The organism is Acidimicrobiia bacterium, assembly GCA_036271555.1.
Classification (GTDB): domain Bacteria; phylum Actinomycetota; class Acidimicrobiia; order IMCC26256; family PALSA-610; genus DATBAK01.
Map to the genome: position 1 here is coordinate 79,443 of DATBAK010000083.1, position 24,871 is coordinate 104,313.

At 69.8% G+C, this 24,871-nt stretch carries 26 protein-coding genes; 12 read left to right on the forward strand and 14 right to left on the reverse strand.

The window, feature by feature from the left end; translation table 11 throughout:
- Positions 1 to 38 precede the first annotated feature (38 nt).
- Positions 39 to 1,133, reverse strand: a complete 1,095-nt coding sequence (gene pstS / locus VH914_18700; GenBank protein HEX4493239.1) for a phosphate ABC transporter substrate-binding protein PstS — start codon at positions 1,131 to 1,133, stop codon at positions 39 to 41.
- Between the two features lie 292 nt (positions 1,134 to 1,425).
- Here pstS and phoU point away from each other — a divergent pair, with 292 nt between their 5' ends.
- Positions 1,426 to 2,121: a phosphate signaling complex protein PhoU gene (phoU, locus tag VH914_18705; GenBank protein ID HEX4493240.1), complete on the forward strand. Its 696-nt coding sequence runs from the start codon at positions 1,426 to 1,428 to the stop codon at positions 2,119 to 2,121.
- A 12-nt stretch (positions 2,122 to 2,133) separates the two neighbouring features.
- Here phoU and VH914_18710 read toward each other — a convergent pair whose 3' ends face one another.
- Together VH914_18710 and VH914_18715 are read right to left on the reverse strand one after the other, a co-directional pair.
- Positions 2,134 to 2,406, reverse strand: coding sequence for a hypothetical protein (locus tag VH914_18710; GenBank protein ID HEX4493241.1), 273 nt, complete (start codon positions 2,404 to 2,406; stop codon positions 2,134 to 2,136).
- A gap of 49 nt (positions 2,407 to 2,455) precedes the next feature.
- Positions 2,456 to 3,892: a trypsin-like peptidase domain-containing protein gene (locus VH914_18715; GenBank protein ID HEX4493242.1), complete on the reverse strand. Its 1,437-nt coding sequence runs from the start codon at positions 3,890 to 3,892 to the stop codon at positions 2,456 to 2,458.
- A gap of 185 nt (positions 3,893 to 4,077) precedes the next feature.
- On the opposite strand from VH914_18715, the gene VH914_18720 reads away from it, so the two are divergent.
- On the forward strand, positions 4,078 to 4,329 hold the full coding sequence (locus VH914_18720) for a WhiB family transcriptional regulator (GenBank protein HEX4493243.1): 252 nt from the start codon (positions 4,078 to 4,080) through the stop codon (positions 4,327 to 4,329).
- Positions 4,330 to 4,433: 104 nt separating this feature from the next.
- On the opposite strand, the gene tatA is transcribed toward VH914_18720, so the two are convergent.
- Complete coding sequence (tatA, locus tag VH914_18725; protein HEX4493244.1) at positions 4,434 to 4,610, reverse strand: twin-arginine translocase TatA/TatE family subunit; 177 nt, start codon at positions 4,608 to 4,610, stop codon at positions 4,434 to 4,436.
- 74 nt (positions 4,611 to 4,684) lie between these two features.
- The gene (locus tag VH914_18730) at positions 4,685 to 5,674 is read right to left on the reverse strand and encodes an LLM class flavin-dependent oxidoreductase (protein ID HEX4493245.1); all 990 of its coding nucleotides are present in this window, start codon (positions 5,672 to 5,674) and stop codon (positions 4,685 to 4,687) included.
- A 67-nt stretch (positions 5,675 to 5,741) separates the two neighbouring features.
- On the opposite strand from VH914_18730, the gene VH914_18735 reads away from it, so the two are divergent.
- The gene (locus VH914_18735; protein HEX4493246.1) at positions 5,742 to 6,587 is read left to right on the forward strand and encodes a glutamate formiminotransferase; all 846 of its coding nucleotides are present in this window, start codon (positions 5,742 to 5,744) and stop codon (positions 6,585 to 6,587) included.
- Positions 6,588 to 6,636: 49 nt separating this feature from the next.
- Here the strand turns inward: VH914_18735 and VH914_18740 are convergent, their stop codons facing one another.
- The 4 genes from VH914_18740 to VH914_18755 all read right to left on the reverse strand — a co-directional run bounded on the left by VH914_18740 (position 6,637) and on the right by VH914_18755 (position 10,969).
- A complete protein-coding gene (locus VH914_18740) occupies positions 6,637 to 6,924 on the reverse strand; it encodes a WhiB family transcriptional regulator (GenBank protein HEX4493247.1) in 288 nt (95 codons plus the stop codon).
- Between the two features lie 163 nt (positions 6,925 to 7,087).
- Positions 7,088 to 7,501, reverse strand: coding sequence for a peptide-methionine (R)-S-oxide reductase MsrB (gene msrB, locus VH914_18745; GenBank protein ID HEX4493248.1), 414 nt, complete (start codon positions 7,499 to 7,501; stop codon positions 7,088 to 7,090).
- A 73-nt stretch (positions 7,502 to 7,574) separates the two neighbouring features.
- Positions 7,575 to 9,572, reverse strand: coding sequence for a VWA domain-containing protein (locus VH914_18750; GenBank protein ID HEX4493249.1), 1,998 nt, complete (start codon positions 9,570 to 9,572; stop codon positions 7,575 to 7,577).
- A complete protein-coding gene (locus VH914_18755; protein HEX4493250.1) occupies positions 9,572 to 10,969 on the reverse strand; it encodes a magnesium chelatase in 1,398 nt (465 codons plus the stop codon). Before VH914_18755 ends, VH914_18750 begins: the two co-directional genes overlap by 1 nt.
- 227 nt (positions 10,970 to 11,196) lie before the next feature.
- On the opposite strand from VH914_18755, the gene VH914_18760 reads away from it, so the two are divergent.
- The 3 genes from VH914_18760 (at position 11,197) to VH914_18770 (ending at position 14,781) form a co-directional block, all read left to right on the forward strand.
- Positions 11,197 to 11,997 carry a succinate dehydrogenase cytochrome b subunit gene (locus VH914_18760; GenBank protein HEX4493251.1) on the forward strand — a complete coding sequence of 267 codons (801 nt, stop codon included), beginning with the start codon at positions 11,197 to 11,199 and terminating at the stop codon, positions 11,995 to 11,997.
- 2 nt (positions 11,998 to 11,999) lie between these two features.
- The gene (locus VH914_18765; GenBank protein HEX4493252.1) at positions 12,000 to 13,916 is read left to right on the forward strand and encodes a fumarate reductase/succinate dehydrogenase flavoprotein subunit; all 1,917 of its coding nucleotides are present in this window, start codon (positions 12,000 to 12,002) and stop codon (positions 13,914 to 13,916) included.
- Positions 13,917 to 14,007: 91 nt separating this feature from the next.
- Positions 14,008 to 14,781, forward strand: a complete 774-nt coding sequence (locus tag VH914_18770) for a succinate dehydrogenase/fumarate reductase iron-sulfur subunit (GenBank protein HEX4493253.1) — start codon at positions 14,008 to 14,010, stop codon at positions 14,779 to 14,781.
- Positions 14,782 to 14,841: 60 nt separating this feature from the next.
- On the opposite strand, the gene VH914_18775 is transcribed toward VH914_18770, so the two are convergent.
- Genes VH914_18775 through VH914_18790 form a run of 4 tightly spaced genes read right to left on the reverse strand, consistent with a single transcriptional unit; the run spans position 14,842 to position 18,234 of the window.
- The gene (locus VH914_18775) at positions 14,842 to 15,366 is read right to left on the reverse strand and encodes a DUF1697 domain-containing protein (GenBank protein HEX4493254.1); all 525 of its coding nucleotides are present in this window, start codon (positions 15,364 to 15,366) and stop codon (positions 14,842 to 14,844) included.
- Entirely contained in the window at positions 15,366 to 15,710 is a 345-nt protein-coding gene (locus VH914_18780) for a hypothetical protein (protein ID HEX4493255.1), read from the reverse strand. Before VH914_18780 ends, VH914_18775 begins: the two co-directional genes overlap by 1 nt.
- Positions 15,707 to 16,867 (reverse strand): cystathionine gamma-synthase, encoded by a 1,161-nt coding sequence (locus VH914_18785; GenBank protein HEX4493256.1) that lies wholly within the window; start codon positions 16,865 to 16,867, stop codon positions 15,707 to 15,709. Before VH914_18785 ends, VH914_18780 begins: the two co-directional genes overlap by 4 nt.
- Positions 16,864 to 18,234, reverse strand: a complete 1,371-nt coding sequence (locus tag VH914_18790; protein ID HEX4493257.1) for a cystathionine beta-synthase — start codon at positions 18,232 to 18,234, stop codon at positions 16,864 to 16,866. The genes VH914_18785 and VH914_18790 overlap by 4 nt, the downstream gene beginning before the upstream one ends.
- 106 nt (positions 18,235 to 18,340) lie before the next feature.
- Between VH914_18790 and VH914_18795 the strand changes: the two genes are divergently transcribed.
- Positions 18,341 to 19,060, forward strand: coding sequence for a response regulator transcription factor (locus tag VH914_18795; GenBank protein ID HEX4493258.1), 720 nt, complete (start codon positions 18,341 to 18,343; stop codon positions 19,058 to 19,060).
- 34 nt (positions 19,061 to 19,094) lie between these two features.
- Positions 19,095 to 20,465 (forward strand): ATP-binding protein, encoded by a 1,371-nt coding sequence (locus tag VH914_18800; GenBank protein HEX4493259.1) that lies wholly within the window; start codon positions 19,095 to 19,097, stop codon positions 20,463 to 20,465.
- Here VH914_18800 and VH914_18805 read toward each other — a convergent pair.
- Positions 20,437 to 21,588 (reverse strand): trypsin-like peptidase domain-containing protein, encoded by a 1,152-nt coding sequence (locus VH914_18805; GenBank protein HEX4493260.1) that lies wholly within the window; start codon positions 21,586 to 21,588, stop codon positions 20,437 to 20,439. The genes VH914_18800 and VH914_18805 overlap by 29 nt on opposite strands.
- 127 nt (positions 21,589 to 21,715) lie before the next feature.
- Here VH914_18805 and VH914_18810 point away from each other — a divergent pair, with 127 nt between their 5' ends.
- The 4 genes from VH914_18810 to VH914_18825 all read left to right on the forward strand — a co-directional run bounded on the left by VH914_18810 (position 21,716) and on the right by VH914_18825 (position 24,848).
- A complete protein-coding gene (locus VH914_18810) occupies positions 21,716 to 22,402 on the forward strand; it encodes a hypothetical protein (GenBank protein HEX4493261.1) in 687 nt (228 codons plus the stop codon).
- A gap of 103 nt (positions 22,403 to 22,505) precedes the next feature.
- On the forward strand, positions 22,506 to 22,667 hold the full coding sequence (locus VH914_18815) for a hypothetical protein (protein HEX4493262.1): 162 nt from the start codon (positions 22,506 to 22,508) through the stop codon (positions 22,665 to 22,667).
- A gap of 129 nt (positions 22,668 to 22,796) precedes the next feature.
- Positions 22,797 to 24,404 (forward strand): AMP-binding protein, encoded by a 1,608-nt coding sequence (locus tag VH914_18820; GenBank protein ID HEX4493263.1) that lies wholly within the window; start codon positions 22,797 to 22,799, stop codon positions 24,402 to 24,404.
- A gap of 99 nt (positions 24,405 to 24,503) precedes the next feature.
- On the forward strand, positions 24,504 to 24,848 hold the full coding sequence (locus VH914_18825; protein HEX4493264.1) for a rhodanese-like domain-containing protein: 345 nt from the start codon (positions 24,504 to 24,506) through the stop codon (positions 24,846 to 24,848).
- Positions 24,849 to 24,871: the final 23 nt, after the last annotated feature.

Below are 24,871 nucleotides of genomic sequence, written 5' to 3' on the forward strand. Positions count from 1 at the left end.
CCGGGCGGACGAACGGGTCGTCCGCCCGGAAACGAAGACTAGGGGACCTGGATCTTGTCGACCTGGGCCTTGGCCTTGGCGAGCAGCGCGTCGGGCAGCGGTGCGAAGTCGAGCGCCGTCGCCTTCTGCTGACCGGGGCCGAGCACATACTCGAGCAAGGCCTTCACCGCGAGACCCTTGGCGTGGTTCGACTGCGTCGAGTACACGATGAGGTACGTCGGCGAAGTGATCGGATACGCGTCCGCGCCCGGCGCGTTCATCGGCGACACCGTGACGTCGGCGGTGACCGTCGCCGACGCCATCGCCGCGGTCGCACCGTCGAGCGTCGGCGCGACGACGCTCCCGGCCGAGTTCTTGATCGACGCGAACTTCAAGCCGGCCTGCGTGGCGTCGGCGAAGTCGACGTATCCGATGGCGCCGTCGGTGCCCTTGATCTTGCTGGCGACGGCGGGGTTGCCTTCCGCGCCGACCGTCGAGCTCGCCCAGGCGACGGTCTTGTCGCTGCCGAGCGTCCAATCACTCGGCGCCGCGGCGGCAAGGTACGACGTGAAGTTCGACGTCGTGCCCGAACCGTCGCTGCGGTGCACGACCGTGATCGAGGTCGATGGCAGATCGACGCCGGGGTTGTCGGCCTTGATCGCCGAGTCGTCCCACGTCTTGATCGACGTCGAGAAGATCTTCGCGAGCGTCGACGCCGACAGCGTGAGCTTGTCGACCCCGTTCACGTTGAACGAGATCGTGATCGGAGCCGACGCGATCGGGATGTAGAGGAACGAGCCCTTGAACGACGACTTGTCGGCGTCCTTCACGAGGCTGTCCGAGCCCGCGAAGTCGGTGACGCCACCCGCGAGGTCGGTCTGGCCCTGACCGGAACCCACGGGGTTGTAGTTGACCGTGACGTTCGGCTGCGCCTCACTCGTGAAGTCACGGAAGACGGCTTCGTCGAACGGGTCCTGGAAGGTCGAGCCGGAGCCGGACAGCGTCGTCTGCGACAACTGCGCTCCGGTCGATCCGGTCGATCCGGAGGTGTTGCTCGCGCCGCCATTGCTCGAGCTGCTCCCACACGCGGCGGCGAGCACGACGATCAGAACAGCAAGCGGGGGGAGCGCATGACGGCGGATGAACTTGGTCATCGGGTGGAGGGCCTCCTCGAGGGGGCTGGGTACAGAACGCAGTCTGCGACCCGCGTGCGGACGCCTCCTGGACGACGAATGACGAACGGGTGAACAAAGGGCGACTTCTCGGTACGCCCGCGTTGACCAGGCGCGATGCGCGCGCCAGGTGTACGTGAAGTGACATCGAGGCGAACGCAACGGGAACATCGCCACGAAATCGCGGCACGGATCTCAACGGCGGCGCCTCCGCGGCGCATGATGGAACGCAGGCCGAACGCCGGGCGACACGACGCAGGAGAACGGGTTGACGATGACCGAAGCGGGTGGGAGACACGGTTTCCAGGAGGCGCTCGGCGACTTGCGCGGCGACGTCATCAAGCTCGCCGCGCTGGTGACCGAAGCAATCGGCGCGGGCACGCACGCGCTCCTCGACGCCGACCTCGCGCTCGTCGACCAGCTCATCGCGGACGACCGCCAGATCAACGAGCTCAACCACCACATCGAGCTGGGCGCGTACCGGTTGCTCGCGATGCAGCAACCCACGGCCGGCGACCTGCGCGCCGTCCTCGCGGTGTTGCGCATCCTCCACGAGATCCAGCTCAGCGCCGACCTCATGGTGACGACGGGCAAGGCCGCGCGTCGTCTCTATCCGCAAGAGCTCCCGCCACGCGTGCGGGGCATCCTCGAGCGCATGGGCGACCAGGCCCAGGTGCAGATGCGCGCCGCGGTCGACGCCTTCGCCGACCTCGACCTCGCGCTCGCCGCCGCGTTGCCCGACATGGACGACGTGATGGACGACCTGCAGAAGGACCTGTTCCGCGCCATCCTCGTCGCCGATCCGAGAGGACTCGACGAGAGCGTGCTCCAGCGCGCGGTACAGATGGCGTTGGTCGGGCGCTACTACGAACGAGTCGCCGACCACGCGGTGCAGATCGGCCGCTGGGTCTCGTTCATGGTGACGGGCGATCTACCGCGTCCCGGCGACGACTCGACTGTCACCGTCTAGCGCTCGCGGGCGCTAGGCGCCTTCGTCGTAGCCGAGGTCCCAGTCGAGGATCAGATGCTCGCGCTCCGCGTCGCGCGCGACCCGCTCGCGGTTGCGGCGGAACTGCGGGTCGTGCGGCGGGAGCAGCTGGAGGCGCGCCTGCGCGCGCTGCGCGAACTCGTCGATCGCCTTCGGGTCGCCGAACACCCGGTGGATCTCCCAGTGCGGCGCGACCGGACCGAGGTAGACGACGCGCACGTGTCCCTGCGGCGGGACGTTCTCGAGCTCCTCGGGGTCCATTGCCATGGGCCCCGACACTACCGGCGGCGCCGCCGGCGGCTCGGATCCCCCGTGATCAGCCCGCCGAACGGGTCGCGAGCGTGATGCGGAACGTGCGGGACGCGCCCGCGCGGTTGACGACGACCGTCACCTTCGTGCCCGGCTTGAGCGCCCCCACCGCGTCGGTGAGCTCCTGCGCGGTGTCGATGACCGTGGAGTCGAGCCGCACGATCACGTCGTTCGGTCGGATGCCCGCCGCGCTCGCGGGCGCGCCCGACGTCACCTTGATGACGAATGCACCGCGGTTGATCGAGAGATGCTCGGCCTGCGCGACCGACGCGTCGACCGACTCGACCTCCACACCGAGGTAGCCGGTCGTCGCGGGCGCGCCCTGGCCCGCTTCGAGATGCTTCAACGTCGGCTCGGCCGACGAGATCGCGATCGCAAAGCCGATGTTGTTCGCGTCCGCCGGCGACGCGATCGCGGTGTTGATCCCGATGACCTTGCCGCTGGAGTCGACGAGCGGACCACCCGAGTTGCCGGGGTTGATCGCGGCGTCGGTCTGGATGACGTCGCTGAGCTTCGTGCTCTCCTCCGTCGAGATCGTGCGGTGCAGCGCGGAGACGATGCCCGACGTGACCGTCGGCGTGCCTTCGAGCGCGAGCGCGTTGCCGATCGCGACGACCGAGTCGCCGACCTCGAGCGCGTTGGAGTCGCCGAGCTCGACGATCGGCAGGTTCTTCAAGCCGATCTTCAGCACCGCGAGGTCGTGGGTGCGGTCGAGCCCGATGACGGTGCCGCTCGCGGTGCGCGAGTCGGCGAGTGTCACCTTGATGTGCACCGCGTCCGCGGCCACGTGCGCGTTCGTCACGATGAGCCCGTTGCTGCCGACGACGAAGCCGGTGCCCGTGCCGCTGCCGTCGGGCGACGTGACGTCGATGCGCACGACGGCCGGCTGCACCTTCGCGAGGATCGACTGGATGTCGCCGTCGTGCACGATCACCGACGCCGGTCGCAACGGTGCATTCGTCGACGACGCGGAGTCGTGATCGCGTCCGAAGACCAGGAACGCACCCGCGGTCACGAGCGACGCGACGAGCGCACCGACGATGCCGCCGATCAGCGCCGACTGCGACGCGCCCCGGCGGGTGCGCGTCGCGACCGGCGCCGGTGGTGGCGTCCACTCGGAAGTCGACGACGACGGGGCCGGCGGAGTCCAGCTCGCGGGCTCGTAGCGGAAGGGGTCGATGCCGGGCGGAGCCCAGGGGCTCGACGCCTGGCTCCACCCCGGCGGCTCGCCGATCGGGGGTACCGGCGAACCGGCCGAGGGGACACCCGGGTCGCCCGGGGGGGCGGTCGACGACCCGGGGTGGGTGGAGGTGACGGGGCCAACGGCTCCGGTGGGTTCGTCATTCCCGCTCGCGCCGGGGGTCGCGCTCACGGGCGTCTCCGACGTCGGTACTTCCGACTCGGGTCCGACCACCGGCTCGTCGTGATCGTCGTGCTCCGTCATTCGTCCTCCGTTCGCGGGAGCCGGATCAGCCAACCGCGATGAACCAATGCGATCCTTTGGGCGTCTGAGAGGGTGCTGAGAGTGTCCCCACCGGCTGAGTCGCCGCTGAAAGAATTCGACTCGTTCGTTCGACGGCCTGAACTCGGGGAACCAAAGATCCGTACCTGGCCTTTGGAGGCGAGCGCATGGAAGAGTCCCCGGACGACTACAGCTGGATGCTCCGAGCCAAGTGTCGCGGCGCCAGCCCCTCCGAGTTCTTTCCGTCCGACGGAGTCGGTGTCGACTTCGCGCAACGCATCTGCGGCAACTGCCCGGTGCGCATGGAGTGCCTCGAGTACGCGCTCAAGTTCCGCATCGAGCACGGCGTGTGGGGCGGCGCATCGGAGCGCGAACGCCGCCGCATCCTGCGTCGCCGCCGGCAGCTGAACCCCACCTGACTGCGCTGTCTGCTCGCACTCGCTGACGCTCGCCGCTCCTGACGCCTCAGCATCACGACGGACGGGCCGCAAGCGACCCGTCCGCTCCGGCCGATCCCGCGAGCTCAGCTCGTGGTCTTGCCGTCGCCGGTCTTCTCGTCCTTGTCCTTGTCGTCCACGCCCTTCTTGAACTCACGCGACGCCTCGCCGAGCGAACGGGCGAGCTTCGGCAGCTTCGCTCCTCCGAACAGCAGCAGCACGATGAGCAAGATGATGATCAGCTCAGGAGCGCCCAGACTCATGGGTGGCACCTTTCCGGTGGCCGAGGTCTTTCCAGGGTAGCCCCGGCATTTCCGGGTCGAGTCGGCCGCCGCCCCTACCGGCCGAGCGCCTCGCCCAGGAGGGCGACGTCGTCGAGGTCGCCGACCTGGAACGGCAATGCGCCCGCGCCGACGATGATCGTCTCGATGCCGAGCGACTCCCACTCGTCGAGCTGCGCGCGCACCTCGTCGACGGTGCCGACGAGCCGGCCCTTGCGCCAATCGTCGAGCGACACGCCGTCGAGCACACCCTTCGGCGTCGCCGCGCGCAGCCGTTCGAACCGACGCGCGAGGTCGCGCTCGTCCTCGCCGCACAGCGCGTAGAGACCGAGCGTCCGCCAGATCGTCGCGGGATCACGATCGACGCGCGCGCACGCGGCGTCGAGCACGGCGAGTCGCTCGCGGTAGTCGTCGGGAGTCCACGCCCAGCACGTGTTCCAACCGTCGCACCGTTCGGCAACGAGTTGGAGGAGTCGATCGCCCTTGCCGCCGACGAACACGCGCGGGCGCGGTGACTGCAACGCGGCGGGCAGGTTCACCGCGCCGCGCGCGACGTGATGGCGGCCTTCGTACTCGAGCGGTCCGCCGCCGAGCAGTCCCGTCACGACGTCGATCGCCTCGCGCAGTCGCTCGAGCCGCTCGCCCGGTCGCGGCATCTCCATCCCGAGCGCGCGGTACTCGGGTTCGTACCAACCCGCACCGAGCCCGACGTCGAGCCGTCCTCCCGAGATGCGATCGAGCGACGCGAGCGCCTTGGCGAGCACCGCGGCGGGACGCAGCGCTTCGAGCAGGACCAGCGTGCCGAGGCGCACGTCCGGTACGACGCGACTCAACGCCGCGAGCGTGACGAGTGGTTCGTACACACCTTGTGGCTCCGGCGGTCCGCCGTACTTCGCGATGTCGAGGAAGAGATGGTCGCTGAGCCACAGCGACGTGAACCCCGCGCCGGCCGCAGCCTGCGCGTGACGCACGATCGTCTCGAATTGCAACGGTCGCTCGCCCGCGACCGAGTAGTCGTACTGAGGGAGCGCCAACCCGAACTGCATCCCTCGCAGGGTACGCGGTGCGCGCGAGTACGCGCACCGCCTCGAATTGCGCAACACTCACTGCTTCATGCTCGAGTGCGTGGTGAACGTCTCGGAGGGGCGCGTCGACGGCGCGGTCGACGGGATCGCGCGTGCCGCGGGCGCGGCCCTGCTCGACGTGCACCGCGACGGCGACCACAACCGCAGCGTCGTCACGGTCGCAGGCGGCACGCACTCGACGCTGACGGCGACGCGGCGGATCGCCGCCGCGACGGCAGCGGCGCTCGATCTGTCGAATCACGACGGCGTGCACCCGCGTCTCGGCGCGCTCGACGTCGTGCCGTTCGTCGCGCTCGGTGCAACCGCCGGCGGTCGCGCGGTCGCGTCGGCGCGTGCGTTCGCGACGTGGTGGGCGAAGGTCTACAACGTCCCGTGTTTCTTCTACGACGACGCGGATCCGCGCGGGCGCGACCTGCCGTCGCTGCGACGGGAGGCGTTCGTCGAGCGCGAGCCCGACCTCGGACCGGCGAAGCCGCACCCGCGTCTCGGTGCGACGGCCGTCGGCGCGCGCGCACCGCTCGTCGCGTTCAACTGCGTGCTCGACGGCGGAACGACCGACGACGCGCGCGCGATCGCGCGTGAGGTCCGAGCGCGCGACGGCGGTCTACGCGGCGTGCGCGCGCTCGGCTTCTGGCTCGAGAGCCGGGCGCGCCCGCAGGTGTCGATGAACCTGATCGACCTCGAGGAGACCGGGGTCGACGCGGCGTGGACCCGGGTGGTCGAGCTCGCCGCGGCGCGCGGCCTCGGACTCGAAACGGTCGAGCTCGTCGGATTGCTCCCGGCGGCCGAGCTCGACCGCTGCGGACCCCGCGTCCGAGCGGCGGCGGGCCTCGACGAACGCCGGACGATCGAAGGCCGGTTCGCCCGACCTTGATGGTCGAGCGCTTCGTTCGCGCGCTCGGCCGCGCCCGTCGCTCGGGCTGTTAGGCGGAGACGATCCCCCGGCGGGCCAGGGCCCGCTGCCGGCGGAGGCGCCGGCGCTCCCGCTCGGACATCCCGCCCCAGATCCCGAACTTCTCGCCGTGTCGTAGGGCGTATTCGAGGCACTCGGGCCGGACCTCGCACCCGTGACAGACCGACTTCGCCTCCTTGGTGGAGGCCCCGCGCTCGGGGAAGAAGAGGTCGGGGTCGACGCCGAGACAGTTCGCTCGCTCCTGCCAGCGCCGATCTTCCTGGATGTGGGTGTCGAGCATCTCGACGATGTCCCGCATCGGCTGCTCCCCTCGTTCAAATGCCGCCGATGGAATTACAACGGTGAGATACTGACCGCGGCGACCGGCGGGACGCAAGGGGGAGGCCGACTTTTCCCAGAAACCCTGCTTTTTCGCGCGCGAGCGCGGCTGTTCGGCCACGCTGCGCGCGAAGAGCGGGCGGTTACGACGCTTCCGGCTCGAAGCGCAGCGACGCCGAGTTGATGCAGTAGCGCTGGCCGGTCGGACGCGGGCCGTCGGGAAAGAGGTGCCCGAGGTGCGCGCCGCAGTGGTCGCACCGAACCTCGGTCCGTACCATCCCGTGACCGCGGTCGACCTCCTCCTCGATCTCGCCGCCCTCGGCGGGTTGCCAGAAGCTCGGCCAGCCGGAGCCCGAGTCGTACTTGTGCTCGGACGTGAAGAGCGGCGCACCGCAGCACACGCAGACGTAGGTGCCGTCGTCGTGATTGTCCCAGTACTCGCCGGTGAAGGCCCGCTCGGTGCCCGCCTTGCGGGCGACCTGGTACTGCTCGGGCGTCAGCTTCGCCTTCCACTCGTCGTCGGTGGTCGGCAGCTGCTCACGCGGAATGACCGTCATGGTTTGCCTTTCTGGTCGCTGCCCCGCTCAACGCGCGCCGATCGCGCTTTGGTCCCGATCGGCAGGGAAATCCCTACCCGGCGCGGCGGTGGGCGCGGCGCTGGTCGAGGAAGTCGACGAGGACGTAGTCGCCGAGGTTCTCGGGCGTGGTGATGAACGTGCGGCCGCGGTTCATTCGCATCATCCGCTCGACGAACTCCTGGAGATACGGGCTCTCCTCGAGCATGAAGGTGTTGATGCGGATCTGCTCGCGCGTGCAGCGCTGCACCTCACGCAACGTCGCCTCGATCGTGCGGGGGTCGGGCGGGTAGTCGAAGAAGGTGCCGTTGCCCTCGATGTGGGCGGTCGGTTCGCCGTCGGTGATCATGATCACCTGCTTGCGGCCGTGCTCGTGGGCGAGCATCTTGCGGGCGAGCAGCAGCGCGTGCTGCATGTTCGTGCCCCACTCGAAGTCCCACGTCGCCTCGGGGAGGCGTTCGGGCTTCACCTCGCGCGCGACGCGCCCGAACGACACCATGCCGAGGTAGTCGCGCGGAAACTGGCTGGAGATGAGCGCGTGGAGCGCCATCGCGACCTTCTTCGCCGCGAGGAAGCGACCGCGCATCTCCATGGAGAGCGACACGTCGAGCATCAGCACGGTCGCGGTGCGCGTGAGCACCTCGGTGCGCTCGACCTCGAAGTCGTCGGGCGTGAGCCGCACCGGCGTTCCCGAGCCCTGACGCGTCACCGCGTTGCGGATCGTCTGGTTCACGTCGAGAAGGAACGGGTCGCCGAACTCGTAGGGCTTGTGCTCGAAGGCGCGCTCGTGGCCGTAGCCGCCGCGCTCGATGTCGTGGTTGCCCGAGCGATCCTGGAGGAGCCGCTTGAAGAGGTCGCCGAGCGCGCGCTGGCCGATCCGGCGCACACCCTTCGCCGTGAGCTCCATGCGCCCCTCGCGCTGCTCGATGAGCCCCGCGTCCTCGAGCATCTTGGCGAGCTTCGCGAGCTCCTCGAGCGACGCCGCGGCGTCTTCACCGAGCAGCTCGCGCGCCTGGTCGAGGTCGACTTCCGCGAGCTGGCCCGGTTGCGTCGCGTTGCGGAGCAGGTGCTCGAGGGAATCGATGTCGCCGAGCTGGTCGAGCAGTGAGCCCATGCTGCCGAGCGGCACCGGCTCGTCGCCGCGGAAGTTCATCCGCTGGCCCCAACCCATCTGCGGAAACGCGTTCTGGAGGTTGCGCGACAGCTCGTCCATCTGCCAGCGCAGGTCGAGATCCTCGAGCAACGAGTTGGCGAGCTGCTGCAGTTGCGCGCGCTGCTCGGGCGACATCGAGTTCAGCATCTGCTGCATCGCGGCCATCGAGCGCGCCATCTGCTCGAGCAGCTCGTCGAGCGACTGCGGGTTGTCGGGGAAGAGGTCGCCGTACTTGTCCATGAACCCTTGGAAGTCGGGTTCCTCGCCCTGCTCGCGCTGCTCGAGCATGCGGTTGAGGTCGGCGAGCATGTCCTTCATGTGCTGCAGCTGCTCGGGTGACATGTTCGACATGCCCTCCGACAGCTGGTTGAACATGTTGTCGAGCAGCTGCTGGCGCAGCTCCTGCATCAGCTCCTCGAACTGCTGACGCGCGGCGTCGTCCATCCAGTCGTATTCCTGGAGCGATTGCACGCGACCCGCGAGGTCGGGTGGAAGCTCGTCGAGCTCCTGACGCCGTTGCTTCGCGAGATCGTCGAGCAGGTCTTCGCGTCGTTGGTCGCCGGACTGACGCGCTTCGTCGACGCGCCGATCGATGCCTTCGCGCTCCTGCTCGACGACCTCGTCGAGCCGGCGTGCGATGTCGTCGTACACACCGCCGAGGTCGTAGCGGTCGAGCAGCTCGCGGCGTTGCTGGCGCAGCTTCTCGAGCATCTCGCGCAGGCCCTCCACGTCGCGGCCGTCGCGATCTTGGAAGCCCTGCTGGAGCGCGCGCCGCAGCGCCGCGTTGAGGTCGCCGTGGTACAGGAGGTCGTCGGTGAGCTCGGAGAGCAGATCGTCGGCGTCGAGGTCGAAGCCGACCTGGGTGCCGTCCCAGCGCGAGTAACGAAACGCGCTCGGCATCAGCGCGCGCGGTAGGACGCGCGGCCGCCGAGCGAGTCCTTGTTCAAACGCTTCGTGAGGTGCAGACCCTCGAGCACGAATTCGAGCGCCGACGCGACTCCGGCGGGCGACTCGCCGACGCCGAGGTCCGCGAGCACCGCGGGCATCGCCGGCAACGCGGCCAGCGCATCCGCGTACTGGGACGCCGCGAGGTCGTCGCCGGTGTGCACGACGAGACCGCCCTCGAACGCGCCGACGACCTCGGGGAGCAGCTCGGGCTGCACGCGCGAGCGGAACACTTCGAGGACCGCGGCCTTCATGATGCGGTCGATGACGAGGCCCTCGCGTCCGTCTTCGAGCGTCTCGATCTCGATCTTGCCGGCGGTCGACGACGCGAGCGACTCGAGGTCGCTGATGCGGGGCACGACCTCGCGCTCACCCGACGCGAGCGCGCGGCGGGTCGCGTTGGCGACGAGCGTCTCGTAGTTCGTGATCGACATACGCGCGGAGACACCCGAGCGCTGGTTGACGTGCGGGGAGCGCCGCGCCATCTGGCTGACCTCGGCCACGATCTCGGTGATGAAGTCGGGCACGGACACGCTGAGGCCCTCCGCCTGCAGCGGCGTGCTCTCCTGCTCGATGATCGCCATCTCGAGCTCGGTCTCGAGCGGGTAGTGCGTGCGGATCTGCGCGCCGAACCGGTCCTTGAGCGGCGTGATGATGCGGCCGCGGTTCGTGTAGTCCTCGGGGTTCGCCGAGGCGAACAGCACGATGTCGATCGGCAGCTGGATCTTGTAGCCGCGGATCTGGACGTCGCGCTCTTCGAGCACGTTCAGCAGACCGACCTGGATCCGCTCCGCGAGGTCGGGGAGCTCGTTGATCGAGAAGATGCCGCGGTTCGTGCGCGGGACGAGTCCGTAGTGGATCGTGAGCTCGTCGGAGAGGTAACGGCCCTCGGCGACCTTGATGGGGTCGACCTCACCGATGAGGTCGGCGATCGACGTGTCGGGCGTCGCGAGCTTCTCGCCGAAGCGCCGGTCGCGGTGCACCCACTCGATCGGCGTGTCGTCGCCGCGGTCGTTGATCAGGTGACGCGCGTGCGCGGAGACCGGGTTGTACGGATCGTCGTTGATCTCGCTGCCCGAGACGATCGGCGTGTACTCGTCGAGCAGACCCGTGAGCGACCGGATGATGCGCGTCTTCGCCTGCCCACGCTCACCGAGGAAGATCACGTCGTGGCCGGCGAGCAACGCGTTCGCGAGCTGGGGCATGACGGTGTCGTCGTAACCGACGATGCCGGGTACGAGCGACCGCCCTTCGGACAGGCAGCGCACGACGTTCGCTCGCAGCTCGTCCTTCACCGGACGGGACTGCCAGCCGCTCGCGCGGAGCTCTCCGAGTGTTGCGGGACGGGACATCACGACTCCTCGCAGCCGGCGCGCGGGTACTCGGCGGAGTGTAGGTGGAGATGTCGAACCCCGATTCGGCACCCTCGAAGGGCGCGGAGGTAACGTCCGCACAAGAGCACGAGCGCGACAACACAGGCGTTCCGGGTGACGTCCGGGAGACTCGAATGGCGCAGACGATCGAGGGAGGCGACGCCGGGAGCGGGTCGTCTCCGCGGCTCCATACGGAAGCCGCGCCGGTGCAACCACGACCGCGCCGGCGCGCACCGTGGCCGATCGAGTTCTACCGATCGGCGGTCGGCAAGAAGTGGGTGATGGGCGTCACCGGCATCATCCTGCTGGGCTTCGTCCTGGCCCACATGATCGGCAACCTCAAGTTCTATCTGTCGAAGCAGGAGATCGACCTCTACGGCGAGGCCCTGCGCGACATGCCCGGCCATCTGCTGCCGCGCACGGTGCTGCTCTGGACGATCCGCGTCGTCCTCATCGCGGCGTTCGTCCTCCACATCCACGCCGCGTACGCGCTGACGCGGATGAACAAGCGGGCGCGGCCCGTTGGCTATCAGGCTCCGCGCGACTACGTCGCCGCGAACTTCGCGTCGCGCACGATGCGCTGGACCGGCGTCATCGTGCTCGCCTTCCTCGCGTTCCACCTCGCGGATCTCACGTGGGGCGCCGCGAACACGAGCCATTTCGTGCGCGGTGATCCGTACGACAACCTGGTCTACAGCTTCCGCCGCCCGATCGTCGCGATCTTCTACGTGATCGCCAACCTCGCGCTCGGCGTGCACATCTACCACGGTGCCTGGAGCCTCTTTCAGAGCCTCGGCGTGAACAACCCCCGCTACAACAAGGCGCGCACACGCTTCGCGCAGGGGTTCGCCGCCGTCATCGTCGTCGCCAACATCAGCTTCCCGATCGCGGTGCAGCTGCACGCGGTGACGCCGAAGTGCCCGAACGAGCGGCCGCCGACCGCGGAGTGCCCGGCGAGCACGAGCGCGCTGCCCGGCGTGCTCACCGTCCACGCGGCGAAGGGGTGACGATGACGCTCGAATCGCACGTCCCGGCCGGACCGCTCGCCGACAAGTGGGACGGGCACAAGTTCGCGGTGAAGCTCGTGAACCCGTCGAACAAACGCCGGTTCCGGGTGCTCGTCGTGGGCACCGGCCTCGCGGGCGCGGCGGCCGCGGCGACGCTCGCCGAGCTCGGGTACCAGGTCACGGTCGTCACGTTCCACGACTCGCCGCGGCGCGCGCACTCGATCGCCGCGCAGGGCGGCATCAACGCGGCGAAGAACTACAAGAACGACGGCGACAGCGTGCAGCGCCCCTTCTACGACACGATCAAGGGCGGCGACTACCGCTCGCGTGAAGCCAACGTCTACCGGCTCGCGCAGGTGTCGGTGAACATCATCGACCAGTGCGCGGCGCAGGGCGTCCCGTTCGCGCGCGAGTACGGCGGTCAGCTCGACAACCGCTCGTTCGGTGGCGCGCAGGTCTCGCGGACGTTCTACGCGCGGGGCCAGACGGGCCAGCAGTTGCTGCTCGGCGCGTATCAGGCGCTCGCGCATCAGGTCGCGCTGGGCACGGTGAAGCTCTACAGCCGAACCGAGATGCTCGACCTCGTCGTGAAGGACGGGCAGGCGTGCGGCATCACGTGCCGCGACCTCATCACGGGCGAGATCTTCGGTCTCTCCGGGCACGCGGTCGTGCTCGCGACCGGTGGTTACGGCAACGTCTTCTTCCTGTCGACGAACGCGATGAACTCGAATGTCACCGCGGCCTGGCGAGCGGCGAAGAAGGGCGCGTACTTCGCGAACCCCTGCTACACGCAGATCCACCCGACGTGCATCCCCGCGAGCGACGAGTTCCAGTCGAAGCTGACGCTGATGTCGGAATCGCTGCGCAACGACGGTCGCATCTGGGTTCCCGAGCAGATGGACGACGCGCGGTCCGCCGACCAGATCCCGGCCGCCGACCGCGACTACTTCCTCGAACGCCGCTACCCCGCGTTCGGCAACCTCGTGCCGCGCGACGTCGCGTCACGCGCCGCGAAGCGCGAGGTCGACGCGGGCCGCGGTGTCGGGCCGAAGAAGAACGGCGTGTTCCTCGACTTCTCCGACGCGATCGACCGTCTCGGTGAGCACGTCATCAAGGAGCGCTACGGCAACCTCTTCGAGATGTACGACCGCATCACCGGTGACGATCCGTACCGCATGCCGATGCGCATCTACCCCGCCGTCCACTACACGATGGGCGGACTCTGGGTGGATTACAACCTGCAGAGCAACCTGCCCGGACTGTTCGTGCTCGGTGAGGCGAACTTCTCCGACCACGGCGCGAACCGGCTCGGCGCGTCGGCACTCATGCAGGGTCTCGCCGACGGCTACTTCGTGATTCCGGCGACGATCAACGACTACCTCGCGCCGATGCTCGGCCAAGCCTGCGTCGCCGAGACGGACCCGGTGTTCCAGGAGTCGCGCCAGACCGTGATCGACGGTGTGCGAAAACTGCTCGGCAACAAGGGCACGAAGTCGGTCGACCACTACCACCGTGAGCTCGGCAAGATCGTCTGGGACAACTGCGGGATGGGTCGCACCGAGCAGAGCCTCACGAAGGCACTCAGCGAGATCCCCGCGATCCGCGACGAGTTCCACAAGAACGTGCGCGTGCTCGGCGAGAACGAGTCGTTCAACCAGTCGCTCGAGCGCGCGGGCCGAGTGAGCGACTTCCTCGAGTTCGCGGAGCTGATGTGCCTCGACGCGCTGCACCGCAACGAGTCGTGCGGCGGCCACTTCCGCGAGGAGTACCAGACGCCCGACGGTGAGGCGTTGCGCGACGACGAGCACTTCGCGTACGTCGGCGCGTGGGAGTTCACCGGCGTCGGGAACGAGCCCACGCTCCACAAGGAGCCGCTCGTGTTCGAGAACGTGCACCTCGCGACCCGCAGCTACAAGTAACGGAGCAGGCGAGCGATCAGCTCGAGAACCGCGTGGAAGGCCCGTGCCGCGACAAGCGAGCATGCGACCATGTAAAGGAACAGGATCGACGATGGATCTCACGCTGAAGGTGTGGCGCCAGGCCGGGCCCGACTCGGTGGGTGGCTTCGAGACGTACGAGGCGCCCGGCGTGAGTCCCGACATGTCGTTCCTCGAGCTGCTCGACATCGTGAACGAAGACCTGCTCGCGCAGGGGCGGGAGCCGATCGCGTTCGACAACGACTGCCGTGAGGGCATCTGCGGCTCGTGCTCGATGATGATCAACGGGCAGGCACACGGACCCGAGCGCGGCACCGCGACCTGTCAGCTGCACCTGCGCAAGCTCGAGCAGCGCGGCGTGCGCGAGGTGACGGTCGAGCCGTGGCGCGCCGCCGCGTTCCCGATCATCAAGGATCTCTCGGTCGACCGTTCCGCGTTCGACCGCATCGTCGAGGCCGGCGGCTACATCACCGCGCCGACCGGATCCGCGCCCGACGCGAACCTGATCCCGGTGCCGAAGGAAGCGGCCGACACGTCGATGGACGCGGCCGCGTGCATCGGCTGCGGCGCGTGCGTGGCCGCGTGCCCGAACGGCGCAGCGCAGCTGTTCACGTCGGCGAAGCTCGCGCACCTCAACCTGATGCCGCAGGGTCAGGCCGAGCGCTGGGAGCGCACGGTCTCGATGGTGCAGACGATGGAGTCGTTCTTCGGTTCGTGCACGAACCACCGTGAGTGCGAGGCCGCGTGCCCGAAGGAGATCTCGATCGACTTCATCGCGCTCATGAACCGCGACTTCGTGCGCGCGCAGCTCAAGCAGCGCCGTCTCGCGGGTCAGACCTTCCCGTAGGCCTTCACCGCGCCTCCGTGGTACTGCGTTATCGGCACATAGCCACTGAACGCAGTACCACTAGCGGTCGTGGAGCAGGGCGAGCAGCTTGGTGACGGTGTTCCAGTTGCGCACGGTCGTCGGCACGTTCAGCTGCCGGTCGACGTGGAGCGGGAGCTTCGCCCGGCCCATGCCGTTGGGCAGGTGGTAGTACACCTCGCAGCCCTTCACGACCACTGCTTCGGGCAGGAAGCGCTCGTGATCGATCTGCTTCAGGGCCGCCGCGGCCGGCTTCTTCGCCATGAACCCGACGTGCACGTTCGACCGTTCGACCTTCTTGAACGGGTCGCCCGACACGACCTTCGCGAGCTCGGTGCGCGTGCGCAGCACGACCGGGATCTCGAACCCGAACTCCGATCGCAGCGCCTTCTCGAACGCGGCCGGCGTGACCGCCTTGTTCGCGGCGAACACCACGTTGCCACTCTGGATGTAGGTACCGACCTCGGTGAGATCGAGCGACTCGCACAGGGCTCGAAGCTTCGCCATCGGAACCGCGTGCTTCCCACCGACGTTGATGCCGCGTAACAGCGCGATGTACCGCGGCATCAGCGAGGCCCTTCCGTCGGCCAGTATGGGCCGCTGCTCACGACCAGCACATCGAGCCCGTCACTCACCTGCTTCACGGCGGCAGCGACCTCGGGGTGACGCTCGTGATGCATCTGCAGCGCGATCGGCGGACCGAAGACGCGAACGGCGGAACCAGCGGTAGCCCATCGAGATCCCGAGCCCTCCATCACAGGTGAGACGCCGTCCGCAGCGCGCGCACAGGTAACCGGCGCCTTCGGACACGTCGGGCATGACCCGACGTTCAGGCGGTCGAAGAGCGACGCGTGCGGCAGCGCCGCGATGATGCGCGCGGCAAGCTCCCGCGCGGAGGTCGCGTCGCTCACGCCACCGAGTCGAGGGCCTGACGGAGGTCGGCGACGAGGTCGCCGATCGTCTCGATCCCGACCGACATCCGCACGAGCGCGGCCGGCACCTCGAGCGGTGAGCCCGCGGCCGATGCGTGCGTCATCCGGCCGGGGTGCTCGATGAGCGACTCCACCGCGCCGAGCGACTCCGCGAGCGTGAACAGCTCGGTCCGCGCGACGAGCGCGACCGCGGCGTCCTCGTCGCGCGCGAGGAACGACACCATGCCGCCGAACCCGCGCATCTGGCGCGCCGCGGCGTCGTGGCCGGGATGGTCGGCGAGTCCCGGATACAGCACGCGCTCGACCGCGGGATGGGCGACCAACAACTCGACGATCACCGCCGCGTTCGCACAGTGGCGATCCATGCGCACGCCGAGCGTCTTGAGGCCGCGCAACACGAGAAAGCAGTCGAACGGCGACGGCACCGCGCCCGCCGCGTTCTGCAGGAACCGCACGCGCTCCGCCTGCTCGTCGTCGTCGAGCGCGACGAAGCCGCCGACGACGTCGGAGTGACCGCCGAGGTACTTCGTCGCCGAGTGCACGACGATGTCGGCGCCCTCGCGCAACGGTTGCTGGAGATACGGCGTGGCGAACGTGTTGTCGACGACGACGAGCGCGCCGCGCGCGTGCGCGAAGGCGGCGACGCGCGCGATGTCGACGACGCGCAGCATCGGGTTCGTCGGCGTCTCGATCCACACCATGCGCGTCGAGTCGCGCCACGCACCGGCGAGCGAGTCCGCGTCGACGAGGTCGACCGCGGTCCACTCGACTCCCGCGGGCTCGTGCACCTTCGCGACGAGCCGGTAGGTGCCGCCGTACGCGTCGTTCGGGATGACGATGTGATCGCCGGGCGCGAGCAGCCGCAGCAACGCGTCCTCCGCCGCGAGGCCGCTCGCGAACGCGAGGCCGTGGCGCGCGCCCTCGAGCGACGCGAGGCACGTCTCGTACGCGCGCCGCGTCGGGTTGTCGCTACGCGAGTACTCGAAGCCACCGTGCTTGCCGACCTCTTCCTGCGCGAACGTCGTCGCGAGGCTGATCGGCGTGACGACCGCGCCCGTCACCGGATCGGGCGCCTGCCCCGCGTGGATCGCGCGAGTCTCGAATCCCGCCGGCTCCTCGGGGCTCGCTTCGCTCACGATTGCGTGCGCTCGCTGAGGAACGCGAGCACGTCGCTGCGCGTCAGCACCGCGCAGGGGCGGCCGCCGTCGAGCACGACGACCGCCGGGCCCTGGTCGAGCAGCTCGACGACGCGCGCCAGCGGTTCGCCGACACCGATCGTCGGCAGCGGCGGGCTCTGCACCTCGCTCACCGGCCGGTCGAGCACATCGGGATCGCGGGAGATCTCGTGCATGAGCTCGAGCTCGCGTATCGAGCCCTCGACCTCCTTCGCCTGCAGCGGCGGTTCCTGCGTTGCGACCACGAGCTGCGACACGTCGATCTTGCGCAGCAGCTTGATCGCCTCGCGCGCGGTCGCGTTCGGATGCACGCGCACGAGCGGAGGAAGTGTGTCGCTGCGCGCCTCGAGCAGGTCGCGCGTCGTCGGACGTTCGGCTTCGAGGAAGCCGTTCTCGAGCATCCAGTCGTCGTCGAAGATCTTCGACAGGTAGTTGCGCCCCGAATCCGGCAGCAGCACGACCACGACCGCGTCGGGTCCGAGCTCCGCGCCCACCTCCAACGCCGCGTGCACCGCGGTGCCGCACGAACCGCCGATCAGCAGTCCTTCTTCACGGGTGACGCGCCGAGCCATGAGGAACGACTCCGCGTCGCTGACCTCGACGACGCGGTCGACGATCTTCGGATCGAACGTCGTCGGCCAGAAGTCCTCACCGACGCCTTCGACGAGATACGGGCGGCCCGATCCGCCCGAGAAGACGGAACCCTGGGGGTCGGCGCCGATGATCTGCACGTCGGGGTTCTGGCGCTTGAGGTAGCGGCCGACACCGGTGATCGTGCCGCCGGTGCCGATGCCCGCGACGAAGTGCGTGATGCGACCGGCGGTCTGGCGCCAGAGCTCGGGACCGGTCGACAGCTCGTGCGCGCGCGGGTTCGCCGGGTTCGAGTACTGGTCGGGACGGAACGCGCCCGGCGTCTCGCGAACGAGCCGCTCGGCCGTCGAGTAATACGAGCGCGGGTCCTCGGGCGGCACCGCCGTGGGGCACACGACGACGTCGGCCCCGTACGACCGCAGCAGCGCGACCTTCTCGTTGCTCATCTTGTCGCTCATCACGAAGATGCAGCGGTACCCGCGCTGCGCGGCGACGATCGCCAGGCCCGCCCCGGTGTTGCCCGACGTCGGCTCCACGATCGTGCCGCCCGGCTTCAACAGCCCGGCTTCCTCGGCCGCGTCGATCATCGCGATCGCGGGCCGGTCCTTCACGCTCCCACCCGGGTTCACCGTCTCGACCTTGGCGAGCAGCTGGCACGAGAGGTCGCTGCCGACCCGGCGCAGGCGGACGAGCGGTGTGTTGCCGACGAGATCGAGGATCGAGTCCGCGACCTCCATCTCCGGCGAATTCGGCGGCGGGGACATGGCGTCGACGGTAATCCCCGCCCGGGCCCGCGCCGTGCTCTCATCTCGCTCTCATCCCACCGCAAATACCCTGCTGAGCATGCGCATCCTGGTCGTCGAGGACGAGCCCAAGATGGCGGCGCTCGTCCGCCGGGCCCTGGAACGCGAGGGCTTCGCGTGCGATCTCTCGATCAACGGCACCGAAGCCCTGTGGGCCGCGGGTGAGGTGGCGTACGACGCGATCGTGCTCGACGTGATGATCCCGCCGCCCAACGGCTTCGACGTCTGCCGCCGGCTGCGCGCCGACGGCAACTGGACGCCGGTCCTGCTGCTGACCGCGCGCGACGCCGTCGATGATCGCGTCGCCGGACTCGACGCCGGCGCCGACGACTACCTCACCAAGCCGTTCGCGATGGGCGAGCTGTTCGCGCGGCTGCGCGCGATCACGCGCCGCGAGCCCGCGGCCCGTCCGGTCGCGCTGCGCGTCGGCGACCTCGTCCTCGACCCCGCGCGCCACGAGGTGCACCGCGGCGGCAACGAGATCCGGCTCTCGCCGAAGGAGTTCGCGCTCCTCGAGTACCTCATGCGCCACGCGGGCGAGGTGCTCGGCCGCAGCCAGATCCTCGACCACGTGTGGGACTTCGCGTACGACGGCACGTCGAACGTCGTCGACGTGTACATGCGCTACCTGCGCGCGAAGGTCGACCGTCCGTTCGGTGTCGAGACGATCGAGACCGTGCGAGGCGTCGGCTACCGGCTGCGCGCCGAGCGCTCCGACGACGAGGACGCCGAGGAGACCGCCGAGCCCGCTCGGCAATAGGTCCCGGCACGCACCTGCCTAGGCTCCCGGGCCTGTGACGCTGCCGGCTGCGTTCCAATCGCTGCGGGCCCGCCTCGTGGCCCTCGCGTGCGTCGGTGCCGCGCTCATCGTCGTCACGACGAGCGGCCTGCTCGCCTTCAACCTCGACCACGCGCTCAACCGCGCCGTGAACGACGGCCTGCGCGCGCGGCTCGAGGACATCGAGGGCGTGCTCGACCAGGGCAGCCTCCAGCTCAGCCAGGAGGAAGCGTTCGCGCAGATCATCGCGTCGAACGGTGAGGTGCTCTCGTCGTCGGCGAACATCGACGCCAACCGACGGCTGCTCACGCCCGACGAGCTCGCGCGCGCCAACCAGCACGGCGTGCGCATCGACCGCGCCATCCCCGGCATCGCGTCGACGGGTCGTCTCGTCGCGATGCCGGACACCTTCCAGGGCCGGCACGTCGTCGTGGTCGTCGGCGCGTCGCTCGAGACCGAACGGCTGGCGCGCCGGCGCGTCGAGGTGTCGTTGCTGGTCGGCGCGCCGCTGCTCGTGCTCGCACTCGGTGTCGTGGTGTGGATCGTCACCGGTGCCGCGCTGCGTCCGGTCGAGCGCATGGCGCAGGAAGCCGAGGCGATCTCGATGTCGGAGCCGGGCCGGCGGTTACCCGAACCGGTCGGCGATCACGAGCTCGCCAACCTCGGCCGGACGCTCAACGCGATGCTCGAACGCATCGAAGCGGCGTTCGCGCGCGAGCGCGCGTTCGTCGACGACGCGAGTCACGAGCTGCGTACACCGCTCGCGATCCTGCGCGGCGAGCTCGAGCTGACCGCGGGCGACGCCGGCGATGCCGAAGCGGTACGGCTCGCGATGGCGAGCTCGCTCGAAGAGGTCGACCGGCTCGGGCACATGGCCGAGGACCTGCTCACGCTCTCGCGCGCGAACGCCGGCGCGCTCGCGCCGCGCCTCGTGCAGACCGACCTCTTCGACGCGGCGCAGAGCGCGATCGGCCGCATCCCCACCCCGCCGCCCGAGGTGTCGATCGAGGTGCGCGGCGAACGCGTGCTCGCGCTCGCGGATCCGCGCCTGCTCGAACGCATGCTCGTGAACGTGTTGACGAACGCGACCCGCTTCGCGCGCACGCGGATCGTCGTCGACGTCGAGCCCGCCGCGGGCAACGGTGCTGCGACCGTCACCGTCGCCGACGACGGACCCGGCTTTGCCGACGAGCTGCTGCCGCGCGCGTTCGACCGGTTCGCGCGCGCGTCGGGACCGCGCGGTCGCGACACCGGCGGCACCGGTCTCGGGCTCGCGATCGTGTCCGCCCTCGCGAGCGCGCAGGGCGCGTCCGTCACCGTCGGCAACGGGCCGCCGTTGTCGGGGGGGATCGCGCGCATCACCCTGAGGACGGAAGCTTCACGGTGACGACGAGTCTTCGAGTACCGCGCACCACCTTGAGCGGCAACGTCGTGTTCGACGGTTCCCGCGCTTCGCGCGAGAGATCCTCAGCGGTCGCGACGCGTTCGCGGTCGGCCTGCACGACGATGTCGCCCGACCGCACTCCCGCGGTCGCGGCCGGCGAGTGCGGCACGACCGCGGCGACGAACGCGCCCGACTGCACGGGCAGGCCGTACGCGTTCGCGAGCGCGGGCGTGACGTCGATCGCTTCGACGCCGAGACGGTCTGCCGTCGCACGACCCTGCTCGAGCGCGCGGATCGCGTCGCCCGCGCGGTAGACGTCGACCGCGAAGCCCGGCGCCTGCTCGCCGTCGGCCGCGGTCGCCACACCGACCACAGCGCCGTGCGCGTCGACGACGGGACCACCGGCGTCGCCCGCGCCGAGCGGCTCGGTCACCTGGATCAGCCCGCTCAGGCGCGACGGAAGTCCGGTCGCGACATCACTCGCGGGGAGTGCGATGGTGCGGTGCAACGCGGCGACGACCCCACGACCGACGGTCGGGCCTCCGGGCAGCGACAGCGCGTCGCCGAGCGCGACCACGTCGTCGCCGACGCCGAGCGCGTCACTGGTGGTGAGCCGCGCGATTGGGAGCGCGTGGGCCGAGACCTTGAGGAGCGCGAGGTCGGTCGCGAGGTCGCGCCCGAGGACCGTCGCTCGCAGCGCCCGCCCGTCGGCGAGACGAACCGAGATCGGCCGCCCGCTCGCGACGACCCCCGCCGACGTGAGGATCACGCCGTCGGAGCGGATGACGACACCCGTCGCGCTTCCCGGCGTCGCACGGGGCTGCTCGATCTGGCTGATGTCGACGGGCTCGGTACGGATCGACACGACCGCCGGGCCGACGGCCGCGAGCGCGCCCGCGACGGTCGAGGACGCCGACGGTGGGAGCGACGTCGACGGGGTCGCGGCCTTCGATCGGTCGTGGGCGACGACGGCACCGGCCAGGGCGCCGCTGAGCGCGGCCACGACGACGAGGACGAGGGTGCGCAGCGCGGGCGCGCGCGTCACCGTCGTCGGATCAACCGTCTGCTCGCCCGTCCCCTCCGCCGCGCGAGTCGACGCCGTGGGCCGCTCCTGCGAAACCTTCACGTCCATCGTCCAAGCCCGGGGCGGGTGCAGGGGGGGCGCGTCACCGCGGGACGCCGAGGGTGCGCCGCGTCAGATGAAGCGACGGTGAGAACCCGGGTCGCGATGCGTGCTGCCTATGCTCCGCACCGTGATCACAGAGGCCGACCGCCAGTCCTCACGGCCCGCGGATCGGCTCCGCCTCGCGTGGCAGCGGCGGCACGAGACCGACTACATCCTGCGGTTCCCGAGCGCGCTCGGATGGTTCGTGATCACGGGCGGCGGCTACGGCTTCTACGTCCTGTACCAGCTGCTGCGGCGCGGGCACGCACACAACCGCCGGCGGATCGAGCTCCTCGACGCCGCCACCGAGCTCGCGTGGGATCAGGCCCGGGCGCGCGGTCTCAATGAGGAGCTCCGCCCGCACTTCGAGCGGATCGCGGAGCGGGCACGCGCGCTGCAGGAGCTCAACGCCGAGTTCCGCGATCCGGCGCTGTGGGTGGTGCTCGCGGCCGCGACCCTCGGCCTCGCGCAGCTGGCGGCGTGGACCGCGGTCGACGGCGATCTCGCGCGCCACGACGACGCCGAGCGCGCGATCGAGATCGAGCTCGCCGCGATCTACTCGCGCATGGGCGCGTACCTCGCGGCGCCGAACGCGTCAGCGTCGACCCCGCGCCACCGCGCCCGGCGCCGGATCGCGGCGACGATCGCGACGGCCGGCCTGTACGCGATCTGGTGGGTGCGCGACCTGATGCGCGAAGGCAACGACCACTTCCGGGACAACTGGCGCTTCGAGGACGACCTCGCCAACGCCTCGCGCTCCATGCTGCAGCTCTGAAGCGCGCAATCTGCGGTCGTGAAATCGCGAACCGTGACGGAACGTCGGATGTTGACAAAACCGGGTTGTTTCAACCGCCCCGTGAACGGCGCATGATCACGATGTGAACACAGGGCTGTTCGTGCTGGTGATCGTGCTGGCGTGGTCGGTGTTGTCGGTCGTCGTGGCGCTGGCCGTCGGGGCGATGGCCCGGGCCCGGGATCTGGTGGGCGCCGCGCCGCCCGGCTTCCGGGCCCGCGACGAAGGCGTGCGCTCCGCCGTCTGAGCTTCCGGTCGCGCTCGCTGCGCTCGCCGCTCCACGACGCGGGGTGGGAGCGAGCGAGGTCGCGTGCTCGCCCCGCTTGTCGCTTGTCGCTTGTCGCTGAACGAGGCGCTCCCCCTACATTTTCCGGCCGTGACTGACGAATCGTTCGGCGGCGCGTGGGCGACGGTGGCCGAGCTCGCGCCCGAGCGGCTCGCGATCGTGTGCGGCGAGCGGCGGTTGACGTTCGGCGAGCTGGCGGCGCGGGCCCGCGCGCTCGCGAGCGCGCTGCACGCCAACGGCCTGCGCGCGGGCGACAAGGTCGCGATCGAGCTCGTGAACTCACCCGAGTACCTCGAGACGTTCTTCGCCGCGCAGCTCCTCGGGTGCGTGCCCGTCAACGTGAACTACCGCTACGTCGAGGACGAGCTCGCGTACCTGCTCGACAACTCCGACGCCGCCGCGATCGTGTTCCACGACGACTTCGCGTCGACCGTTGCGCGCGCGATCGAGGCGCGCGTGACGCCGATTGCGATCGCGCGGTATCAGGTGCGCCACGCCGGCGCCGAGCTCACGCGCGGCGCGCGTTGGTACGACGACGTGCTCGCGCACGGCGACGCCACGTTCGTCTCCGACCACGAACCCAACGGCGACGACCTGGTCTTCATCTACACCGGCGGCACGACCGGCGCGCCGAAGGCCGTGATGTGGCGCAGCGCCGACCTCGCGACCTCGTTGTGGCAGATGGCGCGACCCGGAACCGAGCCGCCGACCGCGCGGTCGACGATCGAGCGCGGCCGCGCCGCCGCGACCGTGCTCCCCGCGTGTCCACTCATGCACGGCACCGGGTTGTTCATCGCGCTGTCGACGTTGTCGGGCGGCGGCACGGTCGTGCTCGTCGACTCGCCGCGACTCGACCCGGTCGCGGTGTGGGACGCGGTCGAGCGCGAGTCGGTGCGCGTGCTCACGATCGTGGGCGACGCGTTCGCGCGCCCGCTGCTCGAGGCGCTCGAACGCGAGCCCGATCGTTGGGACCTCGGTCGGCTGTCGGCGATCACGTCGTCGGGCGTGACGTGGAGCCCGGAGACGAAGCACGGTCTGCTCGCGCGGTTACCGGGCATCACGCTCATCGACTCACTCGGCGCGTCGGAAGGTTTGATGACGCGCAACGAGGCGCGCGAAGCGGGCGACGTGAAGCCCGCGGGCTTCGCTGCGAGCGACCGACTCGTCGTCGTCGCCGACGACGGCACCCGGTGCGAGGCCGGCGACGGCCGGATCGGCATGCTCGGCGTCGGCGGTTCGATCCCGCTCGGCTACTACAAGGATCCCGAGAAGACCGCGGCGACGTTTCGCACGGTCGAGGGCCATCGCTATTCGATCCCCGGCGACTACGCGCGCATCGAAGCCGACGGCATGATCACGCTGCTCGGCCGCGGCAGCGCGTGCATCAACACCGGCGGCGAGAAGGTGTATCCCGAGGAGGTCGAGCTCGCGCTGCGCTCGCACCCGTCGGTGTTCGACTGCGTGGTCGTCGGCGTGCCCAGCACGCGCTGGGGCGAGATGATCGTCGCGCTCGTGCAACCCGACACGGCGAGCCCGTTCGACGACGACGCGGTCGCCGCGCACTTGCGCACGCGCATCGCCGCGTACAAGTGCCCGAAGCGGTACGTGAAGCTGGCGTCGCTCGAGCGCTCGCCCGCGGGCAAGGCCGACTACACGCATCTCCGCCGGGTCGCGTCCGAGGCCGTCGGCGAGGGCTGACAGACTGAGCCGTATGGCCAGCCAGGCGCAGATCGAAGGCGCGGTCCGCCTCGCGTACGCCGTGAACCATCCGGTTCGAGCGCCGGAGATCGGAGCCGCATGAGCGATGTACCCCAAGTCGAACCGGACGACGCGCACACGATGCTCGAGGCCGGCGGCTTGCTCCTCGACGTGCGCGAGCAGGACGAGTGGGATGCCGGGCACGTGCCCGACGCGCAGTTCATCCCGCTCGGCGAGGTGGGCGCGCGCTTCGGTGAAATACCGCGCGACCGTCGCATCGTCGTGATCTGCCGGTCCGGCGCGCGCTCGGATCGCGCCGCGCAGTTCCTCGCGAGCCAGGGCTTCGACGCGGTGAACGTCAGCGGCGGGATGCGCGCGTGGGTCACCGGTGGTTACGACGACGAGGTCGTCGCGACCGACGGCCTCCCCGGCACCGTCATCTGAACTTCATGGTCGCACTCGCTTCG

Bases quoted from the DNA above. Each gene is read 5' to 3' on its own strand.
- pstS (HEX4493239.1), bottom strand. From the start codon at position 1,133: ATGACCAAGTTCATCCGCCGTCATGCGCTCCCCCCGCTTGCTGTTCTG.
- VH914_18755 (HEX4493250.1), bottom strand. From the start codon at position 10,969: ATGTCCCGTCCCGCAACACTCGGAGAGCTCCGCGCGAGCGGCTGGCAG.
- VH914_18750 (HEX4493249.1), bottom strand. From the start codon at position 9,572: ATGCCGAGCGCGTTTCGTTACTCGCGCTGGGACGGCACCCAGGTCGGC.
- VH914_18735 (HEX4493246.1), top strand. From the start codon at position 5,742: ATGCTCGAGTGCGTGGTGAACGTCTCGGAGGGGCGCGTCGACGGCGCG.
- VH914_18765 (HEX4493252.1), top strand. From the start codon at position 12,000: ATGACGCTCGAATCGCACGTCCCGGCCGGACCGCTCGCCGACAAGTGG.
- msrB (HEX4493248.1), bottom strand. From the start codon at position 7,501: ATGACGGTCATTCCGCGTGAGCAGCTGCCGACCACCGACGACGAGTGG.
- VH914_18790 (HEX4493257.1), bottom strand. From the start codon at position 18,234: ATGGAGGTCGCGGACTCGATCCTCGATCTCGTCGGCAACACACCGCTC.
- VH914_18825 (HEX4493264.1), top strand. From the start codon at position 24,504: ATGAGCGATGTACCCCAAGTCGAACCGGACGACGCGCACACGATGCTC.
- VH914_18730 (HEX4493245.1), bottom strand. From the start codon at position 5,674: ATGCAGTTCGGGTTGGCGCTCCCTCAGTACGACTACTCGGTCGCGGGC.
- tatA (HEX4493244.1), bottom strand. From the start codon at position 4,610: ATGAGTCTGGGCGCTCCTGAGCTGATCATCATCTTGCTCATCGTGCTG.
- VH914_18795 (HEX4493258.1), top strand. From the start codon at position 18,341: ATGCGCATCCTGGTCGTCGAGGACGAGCCCAAGATGGCGGCGCTCGTC.
- VH914_18740 (HEX4493247.1), bottom strand. From the start codon at position 6,924: ATGCGGGACATCGTCGAGATGCTCGACACCCACATCCAGGAAGATCGG.
- VH914_18715 (HEX4493242.1), bottom strand. From the start codon at position 3,892: ATGACGGAGCACGACGATCACGACGAGCCGGTGGTCGGACCCGAGTCG.
- phoU (HEX4493240.1), top strand. From the start codon at position 1,426: ATGACCGAAGCGGGTGGGAGACACGGTTTCCAGGAGGCGCTCGGCGAC.
- VH914_18770 (HEX4493253.1), top strand. From the start codon at position 14,008: ATGGATCTCACGCTGAAGGTGTGGCGCCAGGCCGGGCCCGACTCGGTG.
- VH914_18720 (HEX4493243.1), top strand. From the start codon at position 4,078: ATGGAAGAGTCCCCGGACGACTACAGCTGGATGCTCCGAGCCAAGTGT.
- VH914_18710 (HEX4493241.1), bottom strand. From the start codon at position 2,406: ATGGCAATGGACCCCGAGGAGCTCGAGAACGTCCCGCCGCAGGGACAC.
- VH914_18775 (HEX4493254.1), bottom strand. From the start codon at position 15,366: ATGCCGCGGTACATCGCGCTGTTACGCGGCATCAACGTCGGTGGGAAG.